Raw genomic sequence first — 7253 nt, 5'->3', positions numbered from 1 at the left:
TATGAAGAGCTCTACGAAGGCTTACTCCAGTTTTTATTGAATCCCATTAATCTGAATAAAGCCAGCCCAGAAGAATTGAAATCCCTCTATGTTTTGAGCCCTGGACAGATCCATCAATTTTTCAGTTACAGGGCAAAATTTGGTAATCTTATATCAATCTATGAGCTTCAGGCCATTCCAGAATTTGACTTGGAAACAATTTATAAAATTTTGCCATTTGTTGTGATTGAGGAAAAAGCCTATCATAAGGGTTCTTTATGGAGTAGACTTGGCGAAACCAAGGATGCTTATTTTATTTTCCGGCATAGAAGGGTATGGGAAACAAGAAGGGGTTTTACTGCACCGGATACATTAAGCAATGGTAATTTGACCAGCAGGTATATGGGAGATCCAAATGGTCTTTATGGAAGATTCCGGATGCAGCAAAGCAAAGACTTCAGCTTGGGCTTGACCTTTGACAAGGATCCGGGAGAAGAGTTTATTTGGGATCCACAGACCAATCGATTTGGGTTCAATTTCCTTTCATACCATTTCACCATCTATAACAGAGGGAATTGGAAAGCTTTAAGTATTGGAGATTATCAGTTACAATTTGGACAAGGTTTAGTCTTTGGTGCTGGTTTTGCTCCGGGTAAGGGGGCGGAAACCATCACAACTGTTAGAAGAAGCAGCATCGGGATACGACCCTACACAGCTGCCATGGAATTTGGGTTCTTTAGAGGCTTTGCTACCACCCGGAAAATTGGGCCATTGGAACTCACACTTATGGCTTCTCAGGCACCTCGAGATGCCAATCTTCAACTTACTCAGGACAGTTTGGAGCAAGAACAGGCCATAATTACTTCTTTACAAAGAAGTGGTCTGCACAGAACTCCTACAGAAATCAATTATAAAAACCGGGCAAGGGAAAAAAATCTGGGTGCAAATGTTCAGTATAATAGCTTGGACAAAAGTTTACAATTTGGAGTCAATACTTTATTTACTGAATTCAGCCACCCTTTTATAAGGAATTCCAGGGTTTATAATCAATTTGAATTTTACGGCTCAAAAAATTCCGTTCATAGTTTCTATTTTTCTTACAACTTCCAGAATCACTTCTTTTTTGGAGAAAAGGCTGTTTCTTCAAGTGGCGGAACAGGAACCCTGGCAGGTATGATGAGTAGCCTGCATCCGAAGCTGGCTTTTTCTTTACTCTACAGGGATTATGCCAGAAACTTTCATACTTTCTATGGCAATGCATTTGGAGAAGGTTCAAGACCAATTAATGAAAAAGGGGTGTATATAGGATTGAATTTCAAGCCCAATCAAGCAATAAACTGGTCTTTTTATTATGATAGATTTGAATTTCCTTGGCTTAGGTTCAGGGCTTATGCTCCATCTTGGGGAACTGAGTGGTTTAGCAGGTTTACTTTTAGTCCAAGCCGCAAGACATTGATTTTTCTTCAACTCAGACAGGAATCCAAGGATAGGAACTACAGTGAATATCCAGGCTTCCAGTCGCCATATATTCTTGGCCGAGGGATCAAAACCAATTTTTCGTTTAACCTCGATCAAAAATTGGACAACAGGTGGAGTATAAAATCCAGGGTAAACAGTAGTGCTTTTCGGTTTGAAGGGGTGCCTAGCAGGGGTTTTGCCATCAGCCAAGACCTAAATGCTGATTTTCAAAAATGGCGTTTTTCATCAAGAATTGTACTTTTTGATACCGATGATTTTGATAACAGGCAATATATTTATGAAAGGAATGTTCTTTGGCTTTTCTCCATTCCTGCCCTTCATGGTCAAGGCATGCGCTATTATTTTCTTGGCCAATACAAACTGACCCGTCAACTTACACTTTGGGCAAGATTTGCCAGAACCATCTTTACAGACCGAGAGGTTATAGGCTCAGGATTGCAGCAGATCAGAGGAAATACCTTTACGGAATCCACTCTTCAGCTCAGATACCAGTTTAATAGGTAAATTTCCACCATCGGTTATTTTTGGTGCTCAGTTTTTGATAAATTCAGGAAATTTAAAGAAACCACCATAAGTTATGAGAAGAACAATACAATTGACCTTATTCATTGCTTTTTTGGTAAGCTATGGGCTCAGTGCCCAAGGAGTTGACCGTAGCAAACTAGAAAAGAAAGAAGGCTTTTTCAATTTTTATACAGACGAAGATAAAGGAAAGATATATCTGGAGATCGATAAACTCGATTATGAATTTCTTTATGTCAATTCCCTGCCGGCGGGTGTTGGGTCAAATGACCTTGGTTTGGATAAGGGTCAATTGGGAAGAACGCGTGTGGTTGAATTTAGAAAGGCAGGGAACAAAATTCTTTTGGCACAAAAAAATTATGATTTCAGGGCTTCATATACCGACAATCCTGATGAGGTCAAATCTGTACAGGATGCATTTGCTGAATCTGTCATCTGGGGTTTTGAAATAGCGGACACCAAAGATGGGAAACACTTAATCGATGCGACCAACTTCTACTTACAGGATGCGCACATGGTTGGTGAAAAATTAGGCGATGCCAAGCAAGGCAGCTACAAGCCTGATGCTACGAGAAGTGCCATTCATTATCCAATGACGAAAAATTTTCCGAAAAATTCAGAAGTTGAGGCAATTGTGACACTTACAGGATCACCTTCTGGGGCTTACATCAGGTCAGTAACCCCTTCTCCTGAAGCTGTTACTGTCAGACAAAGACACTCCTTTATCGAATTACCTGACGCTGGGTATCAGCCACGGGAGTTTGATCCCAGAGCAGGATATTTTCATATAAGCTATATGGATTTCACCACATCAATTGGTGAGCCTATTGTGAAAAAATTTATTTCCAGACATAGGCTTGAGAAAAAAGACCCCAATGCCGAAATCTCAGAACCTGTCAAGCCCATAATCTATTACTTGGATAGAGGCACTCCAGAACCTGTAAGAACTGCGCTCCTCGAAGGCGGAAACTGGTGGGCAGATGCTTTCGAAGCTGCTGGATTCAAAAATGCATATAGGGTGGAATTAATGCCCGAAGGAGCGGATATGATGGATGTACGGTACAACGTTATTCAATGGGTCCACCGTTCCACGAGGGGTTGGTCTTATGGCTCCTCGGTAAGAGATCCCAGGACAGGAGAAATCATAAAAGGTCATGTTTCTTTAGGCTCATTGAGGGTCAGGCAGGACTATTTAATCGCCCAAGGACTCTTGCAGCCATTTGAAGATGGTAAACCTGCCAATCCAGAAATGCTGGAAATGGCCTTGGCTAGACTGAGACAACTATCTGCTCATGAAATCGGGCACACCATTGGTCTTGCCCATGCTTATGCCTCCTCCCCTACTGACAGGGCATCTGTAATGGATTATCCTTACCCATTTATCACAATGGATGATTCAGGCAATCTGGATTTTTCGAATGCTTATGATGATAAAATCGGTGATTGGGACAAATGGGCTATCAAATATGGTTATGCCACAGTACCCGAAGGGAAAAAAGAAAAAGAATTTTTAAATCAAATTCTTGAAGACACCTATGCAGCAGGACATACTTTTATTTCAGATGTTGACTCTAGGCATCCAAGTGGAAGTCATCCTAAAGCACATCTTTGGGATAATGGGGACTCAGCTCCTGAAGAACTGTTAAGAATGATGGCGATCAGGAAAAAAAGACTTGAGACTTTTGGAAGAAATGCCATTGAGGTTGGACAACCTGAAGCTTTGATGGAGGAAGCCTTGGTACCGCTTTATTTAATGCATCGTTATCAGGTTGAAGCGACTTCCAAATTGATTGGTGGTCTTGATTATACCTACAAGGTGAAAGGAGATAACCAAAGGACTCAATCAAGATTAGATGCCAAAACACAAAATGAAGCATTAGATGCCTTATTACAAGTCATTTCCCCTGAAAACCTGACCTTACCGAAATCCATCATTGATATCATTCCTCCAAGACCTATGGGATATTCAAGGAACAGAGAAACATTTCCATCCCGTACCGGACTGAACTTCGACGCTTTGGCTCCTGCTGAAAACGTAGTAGACATGACGCTTACATTTCTTCTTGAACCTGGCAGGGCCAATAGACTGGCACAACAAGTAGCCTTTGATCAGAGTCTGCCATCCTTTAACAATTATTTGAATAAACTATCCTCAGCACTGATCAGTAATAATATTCAAGAGTCCTATGAAGGCCAGGTTAAACTAATGACTGAAAATAAATTGGTGGACCATTTAATCAAACTGGCCAAACACCCTGGAGCGAGTTCTGTTGTAAAAGCAGATAGTAGGGCTAAATTGGAAAGCATTAAAACTGTAAAAGTAGAAAGTGCAAAGAACAAAAATAACTCTGTGGCCAATCACGGCCACTATTTGGCTGCAAAAATTGAGGCATTTCTCAATCTTCCGGAAGAACTTTCAACTCCATCGGCTATTTCGGTTCCCGATGGGGCACCGATTGGTTCGGATGATATGTCCTGTGATTTTGATTATTGATTGATTGAAATAAAAAAGGGAGTCTGCTATCAGACTCCCTTTTTTATTTTGAACGCATAGAAGCACATTTTTTTGAACAATATTTTACATTTTCCCAGTTTTTTTCCCACTTTTTTCTCCAAGTAAAGGGCCTATTGCAAACAGGGCAGAGCTTGGTTGGTAAATGTTGCTTTTTCATGCATTGATCAATCCCCTTACAAAACGATAAGTTACCATGGTCTCCAACCATTCAGCATTCGAAAAATCATAAAGTGATTTGTTGACTTCAATATCAATAGTGGATCGGTCGATTAAGTTTATAGCTATGATTTGACCGGCCTGGGGAACCAAGGGCTGCATTCTGAGTATAGCAAACGCATTTGTTTCTTCAGCAAATACCACTGTAAGCAATTGATTTTCAATTGGAAATCGGATTATGGGCACGCCGGATTGTACAGTCAATTCATTGGGGTAAAAAAGTGAAAATTGCATTTCATCCATTTCCGATGAAAGTAAGGTCAGCCTATTGCCTGGATTGCCCGATCCATCTACAACTTGACTAAGGAAATCTGAAGAGGCTTCCCCATCATTATTGAGGTCCATAGCCCTGTCCATAGAAATTGTTTGTAAATTATAATTCCCATAAAAAAAAGGACGAGGTGCCTCATCCTCCTGACAGGCAAAAAGACTTAACAAAAAAACAAATGCAAATAGGTGTATATACTTATTCTTACTCATGATACATTTTTAAAGAGGTTCCATTTTAACCCCTATTTCAATTTAAGGTTTTGCTTGTGCCTAACTTTATCCCTGACATTCTTCTTTTCAAAGTTTTTATGTAAGGCCTCTGTCAGATCCACTCCTGTCTGATTAGCCAGACAGATTAATACCCAAAGCACATCTGCCATTTCATCAGCCAATTCTTTTCCTTCCTCCGAAGCTTTGAAAGATTGTTCCCCATATTTTCTGGCCATTATACGGGCCAACTCTCCCACTTCCTCCATCAGAATCGCAGTATTGGTCAATTCATTAAAATATCTTACTCCTACGGTTGTAATCCACTCATCTACCATCTTTTGTGCCTCAGCTATGGTAATCTCTTTATTTGGCATCTTATTATAATTTCAAGAAATGGCCCATTATTTTAATTCAGGAAAAGCCATTTATTTAAACAAAGCCTTCTCCCTTATTTTTTGCATCCTTTACAAATGCCCTGAACTTTTTATCAGAGTCCATTTTACAGATTATCAATACATTATCACTTTCGTTGATCAGGTAATTTTCCAAACCTTCTATAACAACGAGTTTATCATGATTTACCTTAACCAAACAATTATGGGTATCATATAGAATCACATTGGCATCTGTGACATTGTTATGCTGATCCTTCTTAAAGTTTTCATACAAACTCATCCAAGACCCCAAATCCGACCAGCCAAAATCCCCCAATACCATGTATGCTTTGTTGGTTTTTTCCATGATCCCATAATCAATGGATATATTTTTCACCAAAGTATATGCTTTTTGGATATAGGATTGCTCCTCTTCACTATTGTAATATTGACGGCCTTCTTCGAAAACCTCGGCAACTTCAGGCATGTATTTTTCAAAGGCCTGAATAATACTTTTTACGCTCCAAACAAAAATACCCGAGTTCCAAACAAAATCCCCACTATCCAAAAATGCCTTTGCTAATTTGAGATTAGGCTTTTCTGTGAAGGTTTTGACTTTTTTCACATGGTTTCCAGGTTCTGAAATGTATTGAATATATCCATAACCTGTTTCGGGTCTATTGGGCCTTATACCAATAGTAATGAGCCTTTCTCCCTCTTCGCTAGCCTTTAAAGCTATATTGATTTTATCATGAAATTTCTTCTCCTCAATAATCAAATGATCCGAAGGCGTGACAATTACTTTAGCTTTTTTGTCCAGCTCAAAAATTTTATAACTGGCATATGCCACGCAGGTGGCTGTATTTCTTCTTAAAGGTTCAGTGAGTATCTGACTTTCAGGTATTTCTGGAAGTTGTTCTTTTACAAGATCAAAATACTTAAAATTGGTAACAACAAAAAAATGTTTACTATCAGATAATTTAATAAACCTGTCGTAAGTCATTTGGAGGAGTGTTTTACCAGTTCCCAAAATATCCAGAAATTGTTTTGGCTTATCGATTCTGCTGTAAGGCCAAAACCTTGATCCGATTCCTCCAGCCATGATTACGATATATGGTTTTTCCATAATTTTTCTTGAATTTGGAACTTCAGATCAGGCGAGCCTCAAAGCCTTTTCTTTTTTAATGAGCCAATACTTAATTTACTTATTTAAAACAGCATCTTCAAATGTATTTATGCTACTTAATTTAATATTTTTTCTTAACTTGCTACCCATTTGAAATCCAGCATATAGTTCACCCAGGACTATCGAGGGGATATAAATTTCATCAGCATTTTCCAGTATTTTCCTGATTTCGGGATTACCTTTTTTTAAGGCTGAATAGATATTTGTATCAATACAGATCCTCATTATTCCAGATCTCCTTATCAATCTTATTAAAGATTTTTGTATTTTTTTCAAACTCATTAAAATCTTCGTTGCTCCAGGTACCTGAGAACTTTGAAAGATCTCTTTTCTTATTAGACCTATCTTTTATTCCCAATGCCTTTTCAAGCAAGATAATAATAGTCTTATTGATGCTTTTATTTTGTTTTTTTGACAAAGACCTGATTAGGGCGTCTACCCTTTTAGGGATCTTTCGGAGAGTTATTTGATTCATCAAATGCCTCCATGCATTCATTTTATG

The 7253-nt window shown here is 38.9% G+C and carries 7 protein-coding genes; 2 read left to right on the top strand and 5 right to left on the bottom strand.

Annotated elements, in window-relative coordinates; translation table 11 throughout:
- Both QZT73_RS05405 and QZT73_RS05400 read left to right on the top strand, forming a co-directional pair.
- Positions 1-1962 (top strand): helix-hairpin-helix domain-containing protein (locus tag QZT73_RS05405; protein WP_291787043.1); only part of this gene is annotated, 1962 nt, incomplete at its 5' end.
- 73 nt (positions 1963-2035) lie between these two features.
- Complete coding sequence (locus tag QZT73_RS05400) at positions 2036-4474, top strand: zinc-dependent metalloprotease (protein ID WP_291782902.1); 2439 nt, start codon at positions 2036-2038, stop codon at positions 4472-4474.
- Between the two features lie 43 nt (positions 4475-4517).
- On the opposite strand, the gene QZT73_RS05395 is transcribed toward QZT73_RS05400, so the two are convergent.
- From QZT73_RS05395 to QZT73_RS05375, 5 genes are all read right to left on the bottom strand, one after another.
- A complete protein-coding gene (locus tag QZT73_RS05395; RefSeq protein ID WP_291782904.1) occupies positions 4518-4652 on the bottom strand; it encodes a DUF2256 domain-containing protein in 135 nt (44 codons plus the stop codon).
- Positions 4649-5191 carry a hypothetical protein gene (locus QZT73_RS05390; protein ID WP_291787041.1) on the bottom strand — a complete coding sequence of 181 codons (543 nt, stop codon included), beginning with the start codon at positions 5189-5191 and terminating at the stop codon, positions 4649-4651. The genes QZT73_RS05395 and QZT73_RS05390 overlap by 4 nt, the downstream gene beginning before the upstream one ends.
- Positions 5192-5223: 32 nt before the next feature.
- Complete coding sequence (locus QZT73_RS05385) at positions 5224-5565, bottom strand: nucleotide pyrophosphohydrolase (protein WP_291782910.1); 342 nt, start codon at positions 5563-5565, stop codon at positions 5224-5226.
- Positions 5566-5620: 55 nt separating this feature from the next.
- Positions 5621-6694, bottom strand: a complete 1074-nt coding sequence (locus tag QZT73_RS05380) for a mannose-1-phosphate guanylyltransferase (protein ID WP_291782937.1) — start codon at positions 6692-6694, stop codon at positions 5621-5623.
- Between the two features lie 72 nt (positions 6695-6766).
- Entirely contained in the window at positions 6767-7033 is a 267-nt protein-coding gene (locus QZT73_RS05375) for a PIN domain-containing protein (protein WP_291787037.1), read from the bottom strand.
- Between the last annotated feature and the right edge of the window lie 220 nt (positions 7034-7253).

This window comes from Cecembia sp., from assembly GCF_007126775.1.
Taxonomy (GTDB): Bacteria; Bacteroidota; Bacteroidia; order Cytophagales; family Cyclobacteriaceae; genus Cecembia.
The sequence above is the reverse complement of the archived record's forward strand: the minus strand, read 5'-3'. Positions and strand labels throughout refer to the sequence as shown.

What these genes read in the sequence shown, in the direction of transcription:
- QZT73_RS05400 (WP_291782902.1), top strand. Translation starts at nt 2,036, where the DNA reads ATGAGAAGAACAATACAATTGACCTTATTCATTGCTTTTTTGGTAAGC.
- QZT73_RS05395 (WP_291782904.1), bottom strand. Translation starts at nt 4,652, where the DNA reads ATGAAAAAGCAACATTTACCAACCAAGCTCTGCCCTGTTTGCAATAGG.
- QZT73_RS05390 (WP_291787041.1), bottom strand. Translation starts at nt 5,191, where the DNA reads ATGAGTAAGAATAAGTATATACACCTATTTGCATTTGTTTTTTTGTTA.
- QZT73_RS05385 (WP_291782910.1), bottom strand. Translation starts at nt 5,565, where the DNA reads ATGCCAAATAAAGAGATTACCATAGCTGAGGCACAAAAGATGGTAGAT.
- QZT73_RS05375 (WP_291787037.1), bottom strand. Translation starts at nt 7,033, where the DNA reads ATGAGTTTGAAAAAAATACAAAAATCTTTAATAAGATTGATAAGGAGA.